The organism is Kineococcus deserti, from assembly GCF_050871945.1.
In the GTDB taxonomy this organism is placed as follows: domain Bacteria; phylum Actinomycetota; class Actinomycetes; order Actinomycetales; family Kineococcaceae; genus Kineococcus.
The window spans coordinates 55,572-73,935 of record NZ_JBJLSI010000013.1 but is presented as its reverse complement, the minus strand read 5'-3'; the positions used below and the strand labels follow the sequence as shown (position 1 = coordinate 73,935).

Annotated in this window: 20 protein-coding genes; 13 read left to right on the top strand and 7 right to left on the bottom strand. The window is 74.5% G+C overall.

Annotated features, from left to right (window positions below):
* Nucleotides 1–2: 2 nt before the first annotated feature.
* Complete coding sequence (locus ACRYR2_RS12335) at nucleotides 3–911, bottom strand: HhH-GPD family protein (protein WP_432563156.1); 909 nt, start codon at nucleotides 909–911, stop codon at nucleotides 3–5.
* A 64-nt stretch (nucleotides 912–975) separates the two neighbouring features.
* On the opposite strand from ACRYR2_RS12335, the gene ACRYR2_RS12330 reads away from it, so the two are divergent.
* A complete protein-coding gene (locus tag ACRYR2_RS12330) occupies nucleotides 976–1,644 on the top strand; it encodes a RodZ family helix-turn-helix domain-containing protein (protein WP_432563155.1) in 669 nt (222 codons plus the stop codon).
* A gap of 33 nt (nucleotides 1,645–1,677) precedes the next feature.
* Here the strand turns inward: ACRYR2_RS12330 and disA are convergent, their stop codons facing one another.
* From disA to ACRYR2_RS12315, 3 genes are all read right to left on the bottom strand, one after another.
* On the bottom strand, nucleotides 1,678–2,757 hold the full coding sequence (gene disA, locus ACRYR2_RS12325; RefSeq protein ID WP_432563154.1) for a DNA integrity scanning diadenylate cyclase DisA: 1,080 nt from the start codon (nucleotides 2,755–2,757) through the stop codon (nucleotides 1,678–1,680).
* Nucleotides 2,758–2,850: 93 nt separating this feature from the next.
* Entirely contained in the window at nucleotides 2,851–4,236 is a 1,386-nt protein-coding gene (gene radA / locus ACRYR2_RS12320) for a DNA repair protein RadA (protein ID WP_432563153.1), read from the bottom strand.
* Nucleotides 4,237–4,330: 94 nt separating this feature from the next.
* On the bottom strand, nucleotides 4,331–4,696 hold the full coding sequence (locus ACRYR2_RS12315; protein ID WP_432563152.1) for a hypothetical protein: 366 nt from the start codon (nucleotides 4,694–4,696) through the stop codon (nucleotides 4,331–4,333).
* Between the two features lie 136 nt (nucleotides 4,697–4,832).
* On the opposite strand from ACRYR2_RS12315, the gene ACRYR2_RS12310 reads away from it, so the two are divergent.
* The gene (locus tag ACRYR2_RS12310; RefSeq protein ID WP_432563151.1) at nucleotides 4,833–6,044 is read left to right on the top strand and encodes a diguanylate cyclase; all 1,212 of its coding nucleotides are present in this window, start codon (nucleotides 4,833–4,835) and stop codon (nucleotides 6,042–6,044) included.
* On the opposite strand, the gene ACRYR2_RS12305 is transcribed toward ACRYR2_RS12310, so the two are convergent.
* Together ACRYR2_RS12305 and ACRYR2_RS12300 are read right to left on the bottom strand one after the other, a co-directional pair.
* Entirely contained in the window at nucleotides 6,011–6,700 is a 690-nt protein-coding gene (locus ACRYR2_RS12305; RefSeq protein ID WP_432563150.1) for a class I SAM-dependent methyltransferase, read from the bottom strand. The genes ACRYR2_RS12310 and ACRYR2_RS12305 overlap by 34 nt on opposite strands.
* Before the next feature lie 10 nt (nucleotides 6,701–6,710).
* Nucleotides 6,711–7,535, bottom strand: coding sequence for a hypothetical protein (locus tag ACRYR2_RS12300; RefSeq protein WP_432563149.1), 825 nt, complete (start codon nucleotides 7,533–7,535; stop codon nucleotides 6,711–6,713).
* A gap of 54 nt (nucleotides 7,536–7,589) precedes the next feature.
* Here ACRYR2_RS12300 and ACRYR2_RS12295 point away from each other — a divergent pair, with 54 nt between their 5' ends.
* The 6 genes from ACRYR2_RS12295 (at nucleotide 7,590) to ACRYR2_RS12270 (ending at nucleotide 12,045) form a co-directional block, all read left to right on the top strand.
* Nucleotides 7,590–8,558 (top strand): Ppx/GppA family phosphatase, encoded by a 969-nt coding sequence (locus ACRYR2_RS12295; protein WP_432563148.1) that lies wholly within the window; start codon nucleotides 7,590–7,592, stop codon nucleotides 8,556–8,558.
* A gap of 10 nt (nucleotides 8,559–8,568) precedes the next feature.
* Nucleotides 8,569–9,420 (top strand): sugar phosphate isomerase/epimerase family protein, encoded by an 852-nt coding sequence (locus ACRYR2_RS12290; protein ID WP_432563147.1) that lies wholly within the window; start codon nucleotides 8,569–8,571, stop codon nucleotides 9,418–9,420.
* Nucleotides 9,420–10,214 carry a pyrroline-5-carboxylate reductase gene (proC, locus tag ACRYR2_RS12285; protein ID WP_432563146.1) on the top strand — a complete coding sequence of 265 codons (795 nt, stop codon included), beginning with the start codon at nucleotides 9,420–9,422 and terminating at the stop codon, nucleotides 10,212–10,214. The genes ACRYR2_RS12290 and proC overlap by 1 nt, the downstream gene beginning before the upstream one ends.
* Before the next feature lies 1 nt (nucleotide 10,215).
* Nucleotides 10,216–11,400: an acetoin utilization protein AcuC gene (locus ACRYR2_RS12280; RefSeq protein ID WP_432563145.1), complete on the top strand. Its 1,185-nt coding sequence runs from the start codon at nucleotides 10,216–10,218 to the stop codon at nucleotides 11,398–11,400.
* A gap of 188 nt (nucleotides 11,401–11,588) precedes the next feature.
* Entirely contained in the window at nucleotides 11,589–11,789 is a 201-nt protein-coding gene (locus tag ACRYR2_RS12275) for a helix-turn-helix domain-containing protein (protein ID WP_179750884.1), read from the top strand.
* A 157-nt stretch (nucleotides 11,790–11,946) separates the two neighbouring features.
* Complete coding sequence (locus ACRYR2_RS12270; protein ID WP_012085056.1) at nucleotides 11,947–12,045, top strand: 30S ribosomal protein bS22; 99 nt, start codon at nucleotides 11,947–11,949, stop codon at nucleotides 12,043–12,045.
* 101 nt (nucleotides 12,046–12,146) lie between these two features.
* Here the strand turns inward: ACRYR2_RS12270 and ACRYR2_RS12265 are convergent, their stop codons facing one another.
* A complete protein-coding gene (locus ACRYR2_RS12265; protein ID WP_432563144.1) occupies nucleotides 12,147–12,956 on the bottom strand; it encodes an HAD family hydrolase in 810 nt (269 codons plus the stop codon).
* Nucleotides 12,957–12,996: 40 nt separating this feature from the next.
* Here ACRYR2_RS12265 and ACRYR2_RS12260 point away from each other — a divergent pair, with 40 nt between their 5' ends.
* From ACRYR2_RS12260 to ACRYR2_RS12240, 5 genes are all read left to right on the top strand, one after another.
* Nucleotides 12,997–13,272: a glutaredoxin family protein gene (locus ACRYR2_RS12260; RefSeq protein WP_432563143.1), complete on the top strand. Its 276-nt coding sequence runs from the start codon at nucleotides 12,997–12,999 to the stop codon at nucleotides 13,270–13,272.
* Between the two features lie 198 nt (nucleotides 13,273–13,470).
* Nucleotides 13,471–14,217, top strand: coding sequence for a redox-sensing transcriptional repressor Rex (locus tag ACRYR2_RS12255; RefSeq protein WP_432563142.1), 747 nt, complete (start codon nucleotides 13,471–13,473; stop codon nucleotides 14,215–14,217).
* Nucleotides 14,218–15,549, top strand: a complete 1,332-nt coding sequence (locus ACRYR2_RS12250) for a glutamyl-tRNA reductase (protein WP_432563141.1) — start codon at nucleotides 14,218–14,220, stop codon at nucleotides 15,547–15,549.
* A complete protein-coding gene (gene hemC / locus ACRYR2_RS12245; RefSeq protein ID WP_432563140.1) occupies nucleotides 15,546–16,550 on the top strand; it encodes a hydroxymethylbilane synthase in 1,005 nt (334 codons plus the stop codon). Before ACRYR2_RS12250 ends, hemC begins: the two co-directional genes overlap by 4 nt.
* A 5-nt stretch (nucleotides 16,551–16,555) precedes the next feature.
* The gene (locus tag ACRYR2_RS12240; RefSeq protein WP_432563190.1) at nucleotides 16,556–18,361 is read left to right on the top strand and encodes a bifunctional uroporphyrinogen-III C-methyltransferase/uroporphyrinogen-III synthase; all 1,806 of its coding nucleotides are present in this window, start codon (nucleotides 16,556–16,558) and stop codon (nucleotides 18,359–18,361) included.
* The last annotated feature ends 3 nt before the right edge of the window (nucleotides 18,362–18,364 follow it).

Genomic DNA, 18,364 nt, shown 5'->3' with positions numbered 1-18,364 from the left:
CGTCAGGTGCGGGGCAGGCAGAAGCGGCCGTCCTCCAGCGGCTCGACCAGCCCGTCGGCGACCAGGCCGTCCAGGCACCGGTCGCGCTGCAGCGCGTCGTCCCAGCACCGGGCCAGGTCCTCGGCCGCGACCGGGTCGGCGCTGGCGCGCAGGACCGCCAGGAGCTTGCCGCGCACCTGCCGGTCGGTCCCGGCCCAGGCCTGAGCGCGGCGGGCGGGCCCGGTGTGCGCGGGGCGACCGGCCAGCACCCAGGCGCAGCGGTCCAGCAGCGGGCAGTCCTCGCAGCGCGGGGACCGGGCGGTGCACACCAGCGCGCCGAGCTCCATGACCGCGACGGCCCACCGGGCCGCGGTCGCCTCGTCGTCGGGCAGCAGGTCGGTGGCCAGCCGGTTCTCGGCGGCCGTCAGCGACGGCGCCGGTTCGGCCGCTCCGGTCACGGCCCGCGCGTGCACGCGCCGGACGTTGGTGTCGACGACGGCGTGCCGGCGGCCGAAGGCGAAGGAGGCCACCGCGGCGGCGGTGTACGCGCCGATGCCGGGCAGATCCAGCAGCGCGGCGTGGTCGTCGGGCACCGCGCCGCCGTGCTCGTCGCGGATCGCCACCGCGGCCGCGTGCAGGCGCAGCGCCCGCCGCGGGTAGCCCAGCCGGTGCCACATCCGCACGGCCTCCCCGGGCGGCTCGGCGGCCAGGTCCGACGGCGTGGGCCAGCGTTCCATCCACGCCCGCCACTGCGGCAGGACCCGCGCCACGGGGGTCTGCTGCAGCATGACCTCGCTGACCAGCACACCCCAGGGCGAGCGGTCCGGGGCCCGCCACGGCAGGTCGCGGGCGTGCTCGTCGTACCAGCGCAGGACCCGTTCGTGCAGGTCCGGGACGGTGCGGAGCGCTGCGGGGGGAGAGACGGTCGTCATCGCGGCAGATCGTCGCACGGCGCGCCTCCTTCGCCGGTGCACGCCCGGCACCTACCTTCGCCCGGTGAGCAGCGTGCTGCACCCGGTCGGCCCGGAGGGACGGGGCACCTACTGGCGACGTCGGCTGGTGGTGCTGCTGGCGCTCGTCGCGGTGGTGGTCCTGGCCGCCGTCGGCATCCGCGCGCTGACCAGCTCCGAGGACGCCGCGGCGCAGCAGCCCACCAAGCTGGATCCCAGCCAGGTGGCCAGCCCGGACCAGAGCCCCACCGACGACCCCACCGACCCGACCGGCTCGCCCACCGGGACCTCCTCCGCCAGCCCCACCGAGACGGGTTCCGTCGGCCCCTGCCAGGCGTCCGCGCTGAGCGTGACGCTCACCTCGAACACCACGACCTACGGGCCGGGCGCGACGCCGCGGCTGGTCCTGACGGTCGAGAACACCTCCGAGAGCACGTGCTCGGCCGAGATCGGCAGCGCCGTGCGCACGTTCACCGTCACCGACGAGGCGGGCAGCCAGGTCTGGTCCAGCGAGGACTGCCAGTCCGAGACGGCCTCGCAGGTCTACGACCTCGAACCCGGCACGTCGCGCTCGATGGCGGTCACCTGGTCGCGGCAGCGTTCGGCCGCGGGCTGCCCCGACGGGCAGGAGATGGTGGGCAACGGCAACTACACGGTCGACGCGAGCTGGGACGGTGTCTCGGCCGAACCCGTCAAGATCGCCTTCACCGGCTGACCGCCGGGAGCCCCTCCCCAGCTGCGGCGTTCCTCAGACGTAGCGTTCGAGGATCGAGGACTCGGCCAGCCGGGACAGGCCCTCGCGCACCGCGCGGGCGCGCTGCTCACCGACACCGTCGACGGTCATGAGGTCGTCGATGCTGGCCGCCAGGAGTTTCTGCAGGTCCCCGAACTGGTCGACGAGCCGCTCGACGATCGCACCGGGCAGTCGCGGAACCCGGTTGAGCAGCCGGAAACCCTTGGGGGACACCGCCGAGTCGAGGGAATCCCCGCCGACGGAGAAACCCAGGACCCGCGCGACCGCGGCCAGGTCGACGAGGTCGGCCGAGTGCAGGCCGGCGAGCGCCTCCAGGACCGCCTCCAGCGGGCCCTCGTGCCGGCTGGCCTCGAGGTAGTCGCGGACGACGAGTTCGCGGTCGGGGCCGACGCCGCCGACGAGCTCGTCCAGCTGCAGCGACAGCAGCCGGCCGTCGACCCCGAGTTCGACGACGTACCCGGAGATCTCGTCGGCGATCCGGGAGACCATCTCGATGCGCTGCACGACGGAGCAGACGTCACGGACCGTCACCAGGTCCTCGATCTCCAGGGCGGACAGCGTGCCGGTCACCTCGTCGAGGCGGGCGCGGTAGCGCTCCAGCGTCTGCAGCGCCTGGTTGGCGCGACCCAGGATGGCGTCCGAACCCTCCAGCACGTACCGCCGGTTGCCGGTGTAGACGGCCACGATCCGCATCGACTGCGACACCGAGATGACGGGGAAACCCGTCTGCTTGGCGACGCGCTCGGCCGTGCGGTGCCGGGTTCCGGACTCGCTGGTCTCGATCGAGGAGTCGGGCACGAGCTGGACGGCGGCCCGCACGATGCGCGAGACGTCCCGGTCCAGGACGATCGCACCGTCCATCTTCGCCAGCTCCCGCAACCGGGTGGCGGAGAACTCGACGTCGAGGGCGAAACCCCCGGTGCTGAGGGAGTCGACGACCCGGTCGAAACCCAGGACGATGAGTGCGCCGGTGCGGCCGCGCAGGATGCGTTCGAGGCCGTCACGCAGTTCGGTGCCCGGGGCGATGATGGCCAGGGTCTGGCGGAGCACGTCCTCGGGGGTGCGGTCGACCACCGGTCACCTCCGAATGCCACGTCTCGTCCCGAACCTGGCGCGGAGTCTACCGGCGGCGCGGCCGGGACGGGCGGCACACCCGCCCCGGCGTCCTCAGGAGGAGGCCAACCGCGCCCGCACGCACGCGTCGAGGAGCGTCTCGACCTCGTGCACGCGCAGGCCCTGCGGGGCCTTGCCGTCGGCCAGCGATCCCTTGGGCACGATCGCGGAGGTGAAACCCAGCCGCGCCGCCTCGCTCAGCCGGCGCGGCACCCCGGTCACCCGGCGCACCTCCCCGGCCAGCCCCACCTCGCCGAGGGCGATCGTCCCCGCCGGGATGGGCCGGTCCTTGGCGGCGCTGGTCACCGCGAGCGCGACGGCCAGGTCGACGGAGGGTTCGGTGAGCTTCACCCCGCCGACGGTGGCGACGTAGGTGTCGCGGTTGGCCAGCGCCACCCCCAGGCGACGCTGCACGACGGCCAGCACCATCGCCATCCGGCTGGACTCCAGACCGCTGGTCACCCGGCGCGCGTTGCCCGGGGTCTGGTCGGCCGCCACGAGCGACTGCAGCTCGGCCAGCAGCGGCCGGCGGCCCTCCAGGGTCACCGTGATGCACGTTCCCGCAACGGGTTCGGGGGTTCCGGAGACGAACAGGCCGCTGGGGTCGGGCAGCCCGACGATGCCGTCCTCGCCCAGGTCGAAGCAGCCGACCTCGTCGGTGGGGCCGTACCGGTTCTTCACCGCCCGCAGCAGCCGCAGCCGGGAGTGCCGCTCGCCCTCGAACTGGCAGACGACGTCGACGAGGTGCTCGAGGGTGCGGGGACCGGCGATCGACCCGTCCTTGGTGACGTGCCCGACCAGCAGCGTGGCCAGCGCGCGCCGCTTGGCCACGCCGATGAGCGCCCCGGCGACCTCGCGCACCTGCGAGACCCCGCCGGCGGCACCTTCGACCTCGCCCGAGGCGATGGTCTGGACCGAGTCGACGATGAGCAGGTCCGGTGCGGAGTGCTCCACGTGCCCCAGCACCGTGGCCAGGTCGGTCTCGGCCGCCAGCAGCAACCGGGGCCGCAGCGCGCCGATGCGCTCGGCCCGCAGCCGGACCTGGGCCGCGGACTCCTCACCCGTGACGTAGAGGACGGTGCGACCGCTGGCGGCGACCCGGGACGCGGCGTCCAGCAGCAGCGTCGACTTGCCCACGCCCGGCTCGCCGGCCATGAGGACGACGGCGCCCGGGACCAGCCCCCCGCCGAGCACGCGGTCGAACTCGTCGACACCGGTGGGGGCGGCGCGGGCGGCCTCGACGTCGACCTCGGAGATGGGCCGGGCCGGTTCGCGCACCTGGGCGGGGACGGTCGTGCGGACGACGGCCGTGGTGCCGGTCTCCTCCACCGTGCCCCACGCCTGGCACTCCCCGCAGCGGCCGACCCACTTGGCCGTCGTCCAGCCGCACTCGGCGCACCTGTACGACGGGCGGACCTTCGGGGAGCTCTTGGCAGGCACGCGCACGACGTTAGGCGCCACCTCCGACACGGCACGAACGAGACGACCCGCCCTCCCGGGCGGGAGGGCGGGTCGTCTCGGAGCGGGGTGGTGGTCAGTTGCCGTAGAGCGTCTTCATCGTCGTCATGAGGATGCCCAGGACCGCGAGCACGAAGCTCGGCACGAAGGCCAGGATGGCGGCGCCGATCGAGCCGCTCTTGCGGTACAGCAGGTAGGCCGAGAAGACCATGATCAGCGAGCCGACGAGCGTGAAGGCCAGCCCGACGACGATGCGCCCGGTGGGGGCGGCCTCGTACGGGTCCGAGCCCAGCATGAACAGCGGGACGAGGGCGCCCACGAGCAGGCCGACCACCCAGATGAGCAGGGCGGCCACGGTGCCGCCGCTGGGTCGGCTCCACCGGATCGGGGCGATCGCCCGCTGCTCTTCGTGCTGGACCGGCGGGGTGGCGTGCGCGCTCATGGGTCCATCATCCACGCTCGGGGCCCCGCGCGGCGACCCAGGTGGCGACACGGGCCGTGCACAGCTGCGCGCTGACCTTGGGCCGCGCGGGTGAGAGCTGCTGGAGGGACGGGCCGCGGCGGCCGAGACCCAGGGGGTGACGGGACGTGACAGGTCGGGGACGGCGAGGTGGTTCACCGGGCTGCGACCCTTCGACCAGGACCTCGAACACGAGTACCGGGTGGCGCGCAACGCCGCGCGCTCGCGCTACTTCGTCCCCACCGCTCTGCTGGGTCTGCTGCTGCTCGACGCCTACGTGCTCGTCGACCTCGCGCTGGCCCCGGAGGTGCTGGCCCGGTCGCTGCTGCTGCGGCTGGGCGTGGTCACGCCCGTCGTGCTCGTCGGCCTGTGGCTGCGGGCCCGGCGCCTGCGGGCCGTGCCGGCCTCCGGCGTGGACGGCCCCCTGGTCGCCGGGGCCGCGGCCCTGGTCGTCCTGGCGCTGGCGGCCGTGCAGAGCAGCGCGCCCGGGGCGCTGGAGGGGGCCTACTTCGCCGGCGCCTTCGTCGTGGTCGTGTTCTTCGTGACCCTGCTGCGCAACGACGTCCGCCGCGCGGCGGCCTGCCTGGCGGCCATGCTCGCCGCCTTCGCGTGGAGCCAGAACCTCGTCGGCGCGCAGGCCGGGACGGGCGACCTGGCGGCCCTGCTGGCCGTCGGCGTCAGCGGGTTCTTCGGGCTGGTCATGGCCGCCAGCGTCGAGGGCAGCGAGCGGGCCCGGTTCGCCGCCGTCCGCCGCGAGCGGGCCCTGGCGGCCGAGCGCGAGCGGCTCATCGGGGCCCTGGCCGAGGCGGCCGTGCGCGACGAGCTGACCGGGCTGCTCAACCGGCGCGGGCTGCTCGAACGCGTTCCGCAGGACCGCACCGTCGGCGTGCTCGTCGTCGACGTGGACCACTTCAAGGCCTACAACGACCGCTTCGGCCACCTCGAGGGCGACCGCTGCCTGGCCCGGGTGGCCGCCGCGCTGGCGGCGCACTCGCGGCCGGGCAACGTCGTGGCCCGCTTCGGCGGCGAGGAGTTCGTGGTCGTCCTGCAGGACGCGCGGCCGCAGGACGTGCTGGCGGCCGGGCAGCGACTGCGGGCCGCGGTGCGCGACCTGGCCCTGCCGCACCCGGCCCGGCCCGACCGCGCCGGTGCGGTGACGGTCAGCGTCGGGGCGGCGCTCGGGCCGTGGCAGGAGGCGCTGGCCGCGGCGGACGCCGCCGTCTACGACGCCAAGTCGGCCGGCCGGGACCGGGTGGAGAGCGCCCGGCGCGACCCCCGGCGCGACCCCCCGGACCCTCAGTACGACCGGTACCGCACGACGACCGCGTAGTCGACGCCGGTCCCGGCGTGCTCGGCCAGGATCGCCTCGGCCTGCCGGGGGGCGAACTCGATGCGCACGACGGCCTCGAGGTCGGCGCGGCGGTCGAACTCCCAGGCCACCTGCAGGTGCTGCGCCGACCAGCCGCGGCGGGCGAAGAACCGGTCGACGGCGAGCGGGTCGTAGGACGGCAGCGCCCGCGAGAACCACCGGCCGAACGTCGAGCGCGTCGCGTCGTTGTCGATCACGAACGCCGTCCCGCCCCGGCGCACGACGCGGTCCAGCTCGGCCAGTCCCGGTTCGCAGCCGGGCCCGAAGAAGTAGGCCCAGCGGGCGTGCACGACGTCGACGCTCGCGTCCGGCAGCGGCAGCGCGCCGGCCTCCCCGTGCAGGACGCGGACGCCGCCGACGTCCCGGACCCGCTGCAGCGCACGGCGCAGCAGCGGCGGGTGCGGTTCGACGCCGGTCACCGAGCGGGCGGTGGCGGCGAACCGGGGCAGGTGGAAACCCGTTCCGCAGCCGACGTCGAGGACGTCCAGGCCGGCCCAGTCGTGCACCGAGCGCATCGCCGCCTCGATGCGCTGCCCGCGGTCGACGGCGAGGTTCTCCAGCTCGTAGACGTCGGGGGAGTTCCACACGTTCGGGCTGGGGACGACACCCGAGCTCACGAGCCCGGACTCACAGCCCGGCGCGGGTCCGGTCGGCGGGGTGGACCGTCAGCGGCAGCAGCCGCCGGTGCGCCGATCCCCGGCGGGAGCGTGCCACCAGCGCCTCGCAGTGCCGGGCCAGTTCCTCGTACGCGGCGTCGCCGATCATCTCCCGCAGCTCGTTCTCCATGCTGCGGAACACCGGCCGCTCGCCGATGTGCGCGGCGGGGTTGCCCGTGCAGTACCAGTCCAGGTCGTGACCGCCCTCGCCCCAGCCGCGGCGGTCGTACTCGGCGATGCTGACCTCGAGGTAGGTCGTGCCGTCGCCGCGGGTGACCGTGCGGTAGGAACGCTTCAGCGGCAGCTGCCAGCACACGTCGGGCTTGTACGTCAGCGGGTCGACGCCGTCGCGCAGGGCCTGCAGGTGCAGCGCGCAGCCGGCGCCGGCGGGGAAACCGGGACGGTTGGCCAGGATGCAGCCGCCCTGGTGCACGCGGGTCTTGCGGGCGCCGTCCTCGACCTCGGTCCAGCCGCCGGCGCGGCCCTCGTCGTGGAACTGCCACGTGTCCGGCGTCAGCCTGGCCACGACCTTCGCGACACGCTTCTCGTCGGCCTTCTCGGTGAAGTGGGCGCCGAGCGTGCAGCAGCCGACGTCGGGGGACTCGGAGTAGATGCCGGGGCAGCCGCGCCCGAAGATGCACGTGTAGTCGCTCGTGAGCCAGGTGAGGTCACAGCGGTAGACGGTGTCCGGCTGCTGCTCGGTCCCGCCGCCCTCGGCCAGAGCGCGCGCGACGTCCTCGGGATCGGGGAACTCGATCCACAGGCGGGCGGTGTCCAGCGGGGTCTCGACGCTCACCGCTGAAGCGTAAGCGCGTGCGGAGCAGGCGCTGACGTCCAATAGGGTCGCAGGATGCGTTTGGGTGTTCTCGACGTGGGCTCGAACACGGTCCACCTCCTGGTCGTCGACGCCCACCCCGGGGCTCACCCGCTGGCGGCGAACTCGACCCGGCGGCTGCTGCGCCTGGCCGAGCACCTCACCCCCGAGGGGGCGATCGACGAGTCCGGGGTGGCCGCCCTGACCGACGCCGTGGCGGCCGCGACCGTGGCGGCCGAGGACGCCGGTGTCGAGGAGCTGCTGGCCTTCGCCACCTCGGCCGTGCGCGAGGCCGTCAACGGCGAGGAGGTCCTCGACCACGTCGAGCTGGCCACCGGTGTGCGCCTGCAGGTGCTGCCGGGCACCGCGGAGGCCGACCTGACGTTCCTGGCGGTGCGCCGCTGGTTCGGGTGGTCGGCGGGCCGGCTGCTGGTGCTGGACATCGGTGGTGGTTCCCTCGAGGTCGCCGCGGGCCTGGACGAGGCGCCGGACGTCTCCTTCTCGCTGCCGCTGGGCGCCGGGCGGCTGACCCGCGACCGCCTCGACGGGGACCCGCCGTCGGCCGAGGCCGTGCGCGACGTGCGCCGGTACGTCCGTCAGCAGATCGCCTCCCGCGTGCGCGACGTCACCCGCGCCGGCGTTCCGGACCGGGTCGTGGTGACGAGCAAGACCTTCCGCAGCCTGGGCCGGATCTGCGGTGCGGCGCCGCGCGAGGAGGGCCCGATGGTGCGGCGGACGTTGAGCTGCGCGGACGTGTCCGCGTGGGTTCCGCGGCTGGCGGAGATGAGCGCCCAGCGCCGCGCCGAGCTGCCCGGGGTCAGCGTCGAACGCGCCCCGCAGCTGCTGGCCGGTGCCCTCGTCGCCGAGGCCGCCTTCGAGCTGTTCGGCGTCGAGGAGGCCCTCGTCGGCCCGTGGGCGCTGCGCGAGGGGATCATCCTGCGCCGGCTGGACGCGATCGGTGCCGCCGACCGGATCCATTCCCTCACCGGTACCGAGACGTTCTAGGTTGTCGCCCGTGCCCGTACCCGCGCTGGAACGCACAGGCGAAGACACCTGCGAGGACGACCGACGCGTCCCGGTGGGGCTGTCGACCACCTGCTCGTACCCGGAGTCGACGACCGCGGCGTTCGAGATCGCCTCGCGGCTCGGCTACGACGGCGTCGAGGTGCTGGTGTGGACCGACCGGGTGAGCCAGGACGCCGCCGCCCTGCGCCGGCTCGTCGACCACTTCGGGGTGCCGGTCCTGTCGGTCCACGCGCCGACGCTGCTGCTGACCCAGCGCACCTGGGGGCGCGGCGACCCCTGGGGCAAGCTGGAGAAGTCGTGCGAACTGGCCGCCTCCCTGGGCGCCGGCACCGTCGTCGTCCACCCGCCGTTCCGCTGGCAGCGCGAGTACGCGAGCGGCTTCGCCGCCGGGATCGAGTCGCTCGAGAACCGCACCGGGCTCGTCCTGGCGGTGGAGAACATGTTCCCCTGGCGCGCCCGCGGCCGGGAGGTCGTCGCCTACGCGCCCGGCTGGGACCCCACGCACGCCGGGTACCGGAACCTGACGCTGGACTACTCCCACGCCGCGACGTCCGGGCAGGACAGCCTCGAACTCACCCGGGCCTTCGCCTCACGGCTGGCCCACGTCCACCTGTGCGACGGGACGGGCTCGGTCAAGGACGAGCACCTGGTGCCCGGCGACGGTTCCCAGCCCGTCGCCGCGGCGCTGAACGAGTTGGTGCGCAACGGATTCTCAGGAACGGTGGTGGCCGAGGTGAACACCCGCAAGGCACGGGACCGGGCGGCGCGGGAACAGGCGCTGGCCCGGACGCTGGAGTTCGCGCGGGCCCACCTGGCCCGCACCCCGGAGGTGGCTTCCTGATGCTGGCGCTGGTGGGTGCGGGGGTGATGGGGCAGACCCTGCTCGGCGGGCTGCTGCGCGCCGGGCGCGACCCCGGTGACGTCCTGGTCGTGGACCGCCGCGCGGGCCGGGGCCGGGAGCTGCACGAGCGGTTCGGCGTCCGCGTCGTCGACGACGTCACGGCCGTGCGCGCGGCCTCCACCGTCCTGCTCGCCGTCAAACCCCAGGACCTGCCGGCGCTGCTGGACTCGATCGCCGCGCACCTGGCGCCGGACGCCCTCGTCGTCTCGCTGGCCGCCGGGGTGACCACGGCAGCGATCGAGGCCCGGCTGCACCCGGGCACCGCCGTCGTGCGCGTCATGCCGAACACGCCGTCGCTGGTCGACGAGGGGATGGCGGCGCTCACGGCCGGCTCGGCGTGCGGGGACGAGCAGCTGGCCGAGGCCGAGGACCTGCTGCGCTCGTGCGGCCGGACGGTGGTGCTGGCCGAGAAGCACCTCGACGCCGTGACGGCGTTGAGCGGTTCGGGGCCCGCGTACGTGTTCTACGTCGTGGAGGCGATGGTCGAGGCGGGCGTCCTGCTGGGCCTGCCGCGCGCGACGGCGACCGAGCTGGTCGTCCAGACCGTCGTGGGGGCGGGCGCGATGCTGCGCGAGACCGGTCAGCACCCGACCGTCCTGCGCGAGCAGGTCACGTCCCCGGCCGGGACGACGGCGGCCGCGTTGCGCCAGCTGGACGACTCCGGGGTGCGGGCGGCGCTGGTCTCGGCCGTGGAAGCGGCTGCGGTCCGGTCCGAGCAGCTGTCGGGGGGCTGACGTGGTCGATCGGGTGGACATCGTCTGGGACCCCGCCTTCAACGGGTACGACTTCGGTCGCTGGCACCCGATGGCGCCGGTCCGGCTGGCCCTGACGGCCCAGCTGTGCGAGGAGTTCGGGCTCTTCGAGCGTCCCGGCGTGCGCGTCGTGTCCGCCGAACCGGCCGACGACGAGCTGCTGACCAGCGTCCACGACCCGGCCTACGTGGCGGCCGTCAAGGCGGCCTCGGCCGATCCGCAGCAGGCCCAGGCGGTCTTCGGGCTGGGCACCGAGGACGACCCGGCCTTCCCCGGCATGCACGAGGCGGCGGCCCGGATCGTCGGCGGCTCGGTCGACCTCGGCCGTGCGCTGGTGGCCGGGCAGACCCTGCACGGGGTTAACTTCTGCGGCGGCATGCACCACGCGAAACCGGGCTGCGCCAGCGGCTTCTGCGTCTACAACGACGCCGCGGCGGCCATCGTGGCGATGCTGCGCGAGGGGGCCGAGCGGATCGTCTACGTCGACCTGGACTGCCACCACGGCGACGGCACCGAGGCGGTCTTCTGGGACGACCCGCGGGTGCTGACGATCAGCGTCCACGAGTCCGGCACGACGCTGTTCCCGGGGACGGGGTTCGCCGACGAGCTCGGCGGCCCGGACGCGCTGGGCAGCGCGGTGAACCTGGCGCTGCCGGCCCGCACGGGGGACGCGGGCTGGCTGCGGGCCGTGCACGCCGTCGTTCCCCAGCTGGTGACGTCCTTCGCCCCCGACGTGCTGGTGACGCAGCACGGCTGCGACACCCACGCCCTGGACCCGCTGGGGCACCTGCAGGTCTCGGTCGACGCCCAGCGGGTGGCGGCCGCCTCGATGCACCGGCTGGCGCACGAGGCGGCGCAGGGCCGCTGGCTCGCGCTCGGCGGGGGCGGCTACGAGGTCGTCGACGTCGTCCCGCGCACCTGGGCCCACCTGGTGGCCGAGGCGTCCCAGCAGCCGCTGGACCCGGCGATGCCGCTGCCGGAGGGCTGGCGCCGGCACGTGGAGGAGGTCTTCGGCCGGGAGGCGCCGGTGTCGATGACCGACGGTGAGCCGGCCACGTTCACGGGGTGGGAGGCGGGCTACGACCCCGACGACCCCGTCGACCGGGCGATCCTGGCGACCCGGCGGGCGGCCTTCCCGCTGCACGGCCTGGACCCCGACTTCGACTGACCCCGGAAATTTCACAGAGCGTTGTCGCTGGTCACAGCGTGTCTAAGTCACGCTGCGTGACTTTTCGGACACGAAGATCTTCCACGCACGTCACACGTGCCCCTACAGTGGTCAGTGAACGCGCCCCCACCGGGCCGTCCGCGGTGGACGGCGCACCGCTGGCGCGCAAACTGAAGGGTGCTGTGGGGATGCCTGAGGATCGCCCGCTGTCCGAGGTCCGGTTCCTGACCGTGGCCGAGGTCGCGTCGATGATGCGCGTGTCGAAGATGACGGTGTACCGCCTGGTGCACAACGGGGAGCTGCCCGCGGTGCGGGTCGGTCGCTCCTTCCGGGTGCCCGAGGACGCGGTGCACGAGTACCTGCGTCAGTCCTACATCGACACCGCCTGATCACCCGCCGCGACACTCCGGGGTGTCCACTCCCCGGTGTGAACGACGGGTAGACTCGACGTCGGTCTGCCGCTCCCGGGCGGCGCGTCGGTCTGCCGGTCACGCACTGGTGGGACGGCAACAGGCACCACCAGTCGATCGAGTGAGCGAGGACCCCTTGGGCTCTGTCATCAAGAAGCGTCGCAAGCGCATGGCGAAGAAGAAGCACCGCAAGCTGCTGCGCCGCACGCGTCACCAGCGCCGCAACAAGAAGTGAGTCGTCGGAGGGCGGGTTCCCCACGGGGAGCCCGCCCTCCGGTGTTCACGGGCTCCGCAGGGCGGGCGGGCCACCGGGTCCGCACCCTTCCTGCTGCGCCGTCAGCGCCGCCGCAGCAGTCCCGCCACGACCACCGCCCCGGCCGCGACCGCCCCGGCCCCGCCGATCCGGCGCGTCCAGCGCACGGCGTGCTGCCACTGCCGGAACTCGTGCACGGGCCAGCCGTGAACTGCGGCGTGGCGGCGCAGCTTCGTGTCCGGGTTGACGGCCACCGGGAAGCCGACCAGGGACAGCAGCGGCAGGTCGTTGGCCGAGTCGGAGTACGCCGCGCACCGGGCCAGGTCGAAGCCCTCGGCCGCCGCCAGCTCGCGCACGGCGTCGGCCTTGGCCTGGCCGTGCAGCGGCTGGCCGATCAGCCGCCCGGTGTAGACGCCGTCGACGGACTCGGCCACGGTGCCCAGCGCGCCGGTCAGCTCCAGGCGGCGGGCGACGACCCCGGCCAGTTCGATGGGGGCGGCCGTCACCAGCCACACGGGAGCACCCGCGGCCAGGTGCCGGCGGGCCAGCGTCCGGGTGCCGGCGCGCACCTTGGCCTCGACGTGCTCGTCGTAGACCTCCTCGCCGATCTGCTCGATCGTCGCGGTGGAGTGGCCCGCGACGAAGGCCAGGCCCAGTTCCAGGACCTCCCCGAGGCGGCCGAGGTCCTCCCCGCGCAGCGTGTAGTGCAGCGCCCGGCGGGCGAAGCCCTGCAGTTCGCGGCGGGAGAAGAAGCCGCGGGCGGCCAGCCCCCGGGCGAAGTAGAACAGCGAGGCGCCCCGGACCATGGTGTTGTCGAGGTCGAAGAACGCCGCGTCGACCCGGGACGGGACGCTCGGCCCGGCGGTGCGGGGTACGACGTTGGACTGGGGCACCGCGGCATCGTAGGACGCCGTCCGGACAGGGGAGTGGTGGATGCGTGACGCAGGGTCGGGCCGGGTGGTGCTGGTCTCACGGGTCGGCTGCCACCTGTGCGACGAGGGACGCGAGGTCGTGCGGACCGTGGCCGCGGCGACCGGCACCTCCTGGAGCGAGGTCGACGTGGACGCCGACCCGGACCTGCTGCGGCGCTACTCCGACAAGGTCCCCGTGGTGCTCGTCGACGGGGCCGAACGCGACTTCGGGCGGCTGGACGCGGGGCGTCTGACCGACGCGCTGGCGGGCCGCCGGTGGTGGCGGCGACGACGCTGACGCGACCGTGCGGGAGGGGGCGGTGAGGTGACCCTTCCTGCGAATGCGCAGTTCAGGACGGACGTGGCGCTCGTCACCCACGACGCTCACGACTTTGTGCGCGGGTTCACAAGAGCCTAGTCTGCTGGCGCACGACCAGCGGCTCCGGGGGTCTCCGGAGCCGGGAGCAACGCGTACGAGGATGCCGGTCTGACCGCTGTGGACGAGGACGAGGTGGGGACGGTCGACGTCCCCGAAGCGACCGTGGCGCGACTGCCGCAGTACCTGCGTGCGCTCACCGCGCTGGCCGAGGCCGGTCTGCGCACCGTGTCCTCCGAGGCCCTGGCCGAGGCCGTCGGCGTCGGCTCGGCCAAGCTGCGCAAGGACCTGTCCCACCTGGGCAGCTACGGCACCCGCGGTGTCGGCTACGACGTCGCCCAGCTGCGCCGGCAGATCGCCGACCACCTCGGCCAGACGGTCCCGTGGAACGTCGTCATCGTCGGCATCGGCAACCTCGGGCACGCGCTGGCCGGTTACAGCGGGTTCGCCTCCCGCGGTTTCAGCGTCGTCGGGCTGTTCGACGACGGACCCCACGTCGTCGGCGAGGTCGTCAACGGCATGCGGGTGCGCCCGCTGGCCGACCTGCCCGCCGTGGTCCGCCCCGGCCAACCCACCATCGGCGTGCTGGCCGTCCCGGCCGAGCACGCCCAGGCCGTCTGCGACCGGCTCGTCGCCGCCGGTGTCACCAGCGTCCTGAACTTCGCCCCCACCGTGCTGCGCGTCCCCGCCGACGTGGACGTGCGCAAGGTCGACCTCGCCTCGGAGCTCCAGATCCTCGCCTTCCACGCCCAGCGGCGGGCCGTCCGTGCGACCAGCCCGGCGACCGCCCCCACCGACCGCCCGCTGCAGACCCCGCTGGAGTCCCTCGTGACGCCCCCGCGCCCCCGCATCGGGGAGGTGGTCTGAGTGGCGCTCATGGTCGTGGGCCTGTCCCACCGGACGGCCTCGCTGGGAGTCCTGGAGCGTGCGAGCTTCGACGCCGCCGCGGCCGAGGAGGTCGTCGAGCAGCTGACGGCGTCGCCGCACGTCGACGAGGCGTTCGTGCTCTCCACCTGCAACCGCGTCGAGCTCTACTGCGACGTGTCGCGCTTCCACGGCGGGGTCGCCGACGTCGGTGACGCGCTGTGCCGGCGCATCGGCCTGGGCGCGGACGAGCTCGGCGAGCAGCTCTACGTGCACTACGAGGACGCCGGCGTCGAGCACCTGTTCCGCGTCGCCTGCGGGCTGGACTCGATGGCCGTGGGCGAGAGCCAGATCATCGGCCAGCTGCGCGGCGCCCTGCGCGGTCTGCACGAACGCGGCCTGGCCGGCGGAACGCTGGACCGGTTGCTGCAGAACGCCTTGCGCGTGGGCAAGCGCGCCCACTCCGAGACGGGCCTGGACGCCGCCGGGGCCTCCCTGGTCGACGCCGCGATGGCCCGCGCCACCCCGGTCGTCGGCGAGCTGGCCGGCAGGCGCGCCCTCGTCGTGGGGGCCGGGGCGATGAGCGCGCTGGTCGCCACGACGCTGGCCCGCGCGGGGCTGGACGTCATCGTCGCCAACCGCACCCCGGACCGGGCGCAGCGGCTGGCGAGCGCCGTCGGCGGCCGCGCCGTGGCCCTGGACGACCTGCGCGCCGAGGTGGCCGCGGCCGACCTCGTGGTCAGCTGCACGGGCGCCGTCGGGCACGTCCTGGACGTCGCGATCGTCGCCTCGGCCCTGCTGGACCGTCCCGAACGGCCGCTGTTCCTGGCCGACCTGGCCCTGCCGCGCGACGTCGACCCGGACGTGGCGACCCTGCCCGGCGCGCACCTGGTGGACCTGGAGGGGCTGGGCAGGGACCTGGCGAACTCGGCCGTGGCCGACGACCTGCGCTCGGTGCGGACCATCGTGGCCGAGGAGGTGGCCGCGCACGCCGCGTCGCTGCGGGCCGCCGACGTGGCCCCCACCGTCGTGGCGTTGCGGGCGCAGGCCCGGCACGTGGTCGAGGCCGAGATGCGCCGGCTGGCCAGCCGCGTCGACCTGGACGAGTCCACCCGCTCCGAGGTCGACCGCACGGTCCACCGGATCGTGGAGAAGCTGCTGCACACCCCGACGGTGCGGGTGAAGGAGCTGGCCGAGGCCCCCGGCGGCGTCGGGTACGCCGCCGCGCTGCGGGCCCTGTTCGACCTCGAGGTCGGCACGTCCGGCGCGGTGACGCTGCCCGGGGACGCGCCGCTGTCGGGAACGGTCGCCGACGCCGTGGGACGCGTGTCGTGACTCCCGCACCGCAGACCCGCGTCCTCCGGCTCGGCACCCGCCGCAGCGCCCTGGCCACCACCCAGAGCTCCTGGGTCGCCGACGCCCTGCGCCGGGCCGGTTCCGAGGTCGAGCTGGTCGAGGTCACCACGCACGGCGACGTGAACCGCGCGCCGCTGGCGCAGATCGGCGGCACCGGCGTCTTCGTCTCGGCCCTGCGCGACGCGCTGCTCGGCGGCGAGGTGGACCTCGCCGTGCACTCGCTCAAGGACCTGCCGACGGCCGCGGCGCCGGGCCTGGCGATGGTGGTGCCCGAACGCGAGGACCCGCGCGACGCGCTGGTGGCCTCGGGGGGCCGGACGGTGGCCGAGCTGCCCGCCGGTGCCCGCGTCGGCACCGGTTCCCCGCGGCGGCAGGCCCTGCTGAAGGCCCTGCGACCCGACCTCGACGTCGTCGCGATCCGCGGCAACGTCGACACCCGCATCGGCTTCGTGACCTCCGGTGAGCTCGACGCCGTCGTGCTGGCCGCGGCGGGCCTGGCGCGGATCGGGCGGTCGGCCGAGATCAGCGAGCTGTTCGCACCGGACACCTTCGTGCCCGCCCCCGGGCAGGGCGCCCTGGCCGTGGAGTGCCGGGCCGACGACGCCGAGGTGGTCGCCGCGCTGGCCGTGCTCGACGTCCCGGCGGTGCGCCGGGCCGTGGCGGCCGAGCGGCAGCTGCTGGCCACCCTGGAATCGGGTTGCTCGGCACCCGTCGGCGCCTACGCCGACGCCTCGACGCTGCACGTGGCGGTCCAGGACGGCGCGGGTGCGCTGGTCCGGCGCACGGCGGCGTTCGCCGGCGTCCCGGACGAGGACGCCGCGCGGTCCCTCGGAGCCGGTGTCGCCCACGACCTGCTGCGCAACGAACTGCGGGACGCACTGTGGAACACCGCCGACGGCGGTGCGAAGGTCGCCCCGGAGAACCACCCCCAGGACCGTCCCGGCGACGGTCCACGTCCCGATCCGGAGAGTGGCTCGTGAGCACGATGACGAACAGCCCCCTGGTCGCCCAGCCGGTCGAGGTGCCGGCCGAGCGAACGGTCGACCTGGTCACGGACGCTCCTGAGGTGAGCATCCTGACCGAGGCGCCCGAGGTGGTCGACGCGAAGGAGCGCGACGAGGTGCCCGCGCAGTCCAGGTCCAAGAAGGTGACCGGCAAGTCCGGCGCCAAGCCGGCCAAGGGCTCCGACAAGGCCACCAAGGGCGACAAGGCGCTCGGTCACGTCTCCTTCGTCGGCGCCGGCCCGGGCGACCCGGGGCTGCTGACGGTCCGCGCCGTGGACCTGCTGGCCACCGCCGACGTCGTGGTGCTGGACCAGGGCAGCCGCGAGGACCTGGTGGCCCGCTTCGGCCGCTCCGGGGTCGAGGTCGTCGACGCCGGGTTCGGCGACGACGGGCAGCCCCTGACCCGCGCCGCGCGCGCCAAGCTCGTCGTGAAGGCCGCCAAGGCCGGCGGCCGCGTCGTGCGGCTCATGGACGGCGACCCGTCGACGTTCACCGGCCTGGTGGACGAGGTCGCGGCCTGCCGCAAGGCCGGCGTCTCCTTCGACGTGGTGCCGGGTGTCTCGGCCGTCAACGCCGTCCCGGCCTACGCCGGGGTGCCGATGACGACCCCGAGCACCTCCAGCGTCAACGTCGTGCACCCCGCGGGGCGGTCGCTGGACTGGTCCCGGCACGCCGACTCCGACGCCACGGTCGTGGTGCTCGGCACCGGTGACGACATCGCCGCCGCCGCGCGCGGGCTGCTCGGCGCGGGCCGGTCGGCCGCGACGCACGTCGCGCTGACCTCGCACGGCACCACGACGACCCAGTCGACGACCACGACGACCCTGGGTGAGCTGGAGCCGATCGCCACGGCCCTCGACGGGTCGCCGACGACGGCCGTCATCGGTGACGTCGTCGCGTTGCGCGAGCAGAACTCCTGGTACGAGACCAAGCCGTTGTTCGGCTGGCGCGTCCTGGTGCCGCGCACCAAGGAGCAGGCCGGCGGCATCACCGGCAAGCTGTCCGACCACGGCGCCACGGCCGAGGTCGTGCCGACCATCTCGGTGGAGCCGCCGCGCACGCCGCAGCAGATGGAGAAGGCCGTCAAGGGCCTGGTGACCGGCCGCTACGAGTGGATCGGGTTCACCTCCGTCAACGCCGTCCGGGCCGTGCGGGAGAAGTTCACCGAGTACGGTCTCGACGCCCGCGCGTTCTCCGGCCTGAAGGTCGCCGCCGTCGGTGGTGTGACCGCGGAAGCGTTGCGCGAGTGGGGGATCGAGCCGGACCTGGTGCCTTCGGGCGAGCAGTCGGCCTCGGGTCTGCTGGAGGCCTGGCCGCCCTACGACGACGTGCTGGACCCGATCAACCGGGTGTTCCTGCCGCGCGCCGACATCGCGACCGACACGCTGGTCGCGGGTCTGCAGGAGTACGGCTGGGAGGTCGACGACGTCACCGCCTACCGCACGGTGCGCGCTGCGCCGCCGGCCGCGCCGGTGCGCGACGCCATCAAGACCGGGGCCTTCGACGCGGTCGTGTTCACCTCCAGCTCGACGGTGCGCAACCTCGTCGGGATCGCCGGGAAGCCGCACCCCTCGACCGTTGTTGCCTGCATCGGGCCGGCGACCGCCAAGACGGCCGAGGAGCACGGCCTGCGGGTCGACGTCCTGGCCGCCGAGCCCAGCGCCGACGCCCTCGTCGAGGCGCTGGCGGCGTTCGGGCAGGGGATGCGGCTCGCCGCCGCCGAGGCGGGCGAGCCGGTCCTGCGGCCCAGCCAGAAGAAGTCGTCCGCGCGCCGTCGGGCGCGCTGAAGT